The sequence below is a fragment of the Streptomyces griseus subsp. griseus genome (assembly GCF_000720255.1).
GTDB lineage: Bacteria > Actinomycetota > Actinomycetes > Streptomycetales > Streptomycetaceae > Streptomyces > Streptomyces griseus_I.
Genome location: NZ_JOJE01000128.1, coordinates 1 through 1429 on the forward strand (window position 1 = coordinate 1; position 1429 = coordinate 1429).

Sequence of the window (1429 nt, forward strand, 5' to 3'; positions counted from 1 at the left end):
TAGCTTGATCTTTAACCTCTGGCGTCGAATGATGCGTCGAACTTGATCACTCGGTCTGGTAACTGCCGGACGCGGAAGCGGCCTTCGTCTGAACATGTGCTCCGACCAAGGAACACACACGTCCAGCACGAAGGCCGTGATGATGAGTCTGCTGCATCGCGATGCCCGGCAGGAGGCGTTGGCGGAGCTGTCACGCTTCCGGGGCGAGTTCTACTCCTGCCTGACCCGGCGTTCGGATGCGTTGTTCGAGCTGGCCGACGCTGTGCTGTGTGCGGACGGCCCGGTCCGCTCGCTGGTGGAGCTTTCGCTGGTGGGCGAGCACCGCCGTGGACACGGCGGGCTTTATGACGCTCTGGCCGCAGGCCGGATGGACATTGCTCGGTTGCGGCGGGCCCTGGCTGCGGTGCCGCTGCCTCGGGCGGCGGACGGCCGGCTGGTGCTGGCCGCCGACATCACCTGCTGGCTGCGTCCCGACGCGCACACCTCACCGCAGCGGATCCTGTGTCACACCTACGACCGCGCCGCTGGACGCGCTGCGTCTGGCGCCGGGGGACGACGCCGCCACCGTCACCGCCCGGCAGATGCGCGAGCTCATCGAGCGGCTGTTGCCGGTGCAGGTGCTGGGCCGGATGCGCTCGGACCGGGTCCTGCGCCGGGCGGCCCCGCCCCGAGAGCCGGGCACCCGGGGTCGTCCGCCCCGCCACGGTGGCGAGTTCGTCTTCGGCGATCCGGCCACCTGGAACACTCCCGATGCGACGACGGTGACCGAGACCCGTTTGTATGGCAAGGCCACCGCCCGGGCCTGGGACCGGCTCCACCCCAGGCTGACCCACCGCTCTGCGTGGGTCTCTCAGCTGGGCGCTTTGCCGGTCATCGAGGGCACTGTGATCCGTCTGCAGGTCGAGTACCTGCCCAGCGGCGCCAGCCCGAAGCCGGTGTGGCTGTGGTGGTCGGGCACCGATGCCACCGACACCCAAGTCGACCTGCTCTGGCAGGTCTTCCTGCGGCGCTTCGACATCGAGCACACCTTCCGGCTGTTCAAGCAGACGCTGGGCTGGACCTGCCCGAAGATCCGTACTCCCGAGGCGGCTGACCGGTGGACCTGGCTGATCCTCGCCGTCTACACCCAGCTGCGGCTGGCCCGCACGCTGGCGGCCGACCTGCGCCGACCGTGGGAGAAGCCGAGCCCGCCGAACAGGCTGACCCCTGCCCGCGTCCGCCGCGACTTTCGGCACCTCCGCCCGCAGGCGGACTGCCCCGCCAGAGCACCGAAACCCTCCCGCCCCGGCCCGGGACGACCACCCGGACGCAAGAACACACGGCCCACCCCGCGCTACGACGTGCACACCGTCCGCAAACCAGGCACTACGAAACAGCGAACGAAGAAGTCAACGACCCCACGACCCCGCCGCACAGGTTAAAGATCAAG

Annotated in this window: 1 pseudogene; it reads left to right on the forward strand. The window is 69.3% G+C overall.

From position 1 onward, the window contains the following. Positions 1 to 142: 142 nt before the first annotated feature. A pseudogene (locus tag IG99_RS43410) lies at positions 143 to 1421 on the forward strand (transposase). Positions 1422 to 1429: the final 8 nt, after the last annotated feature.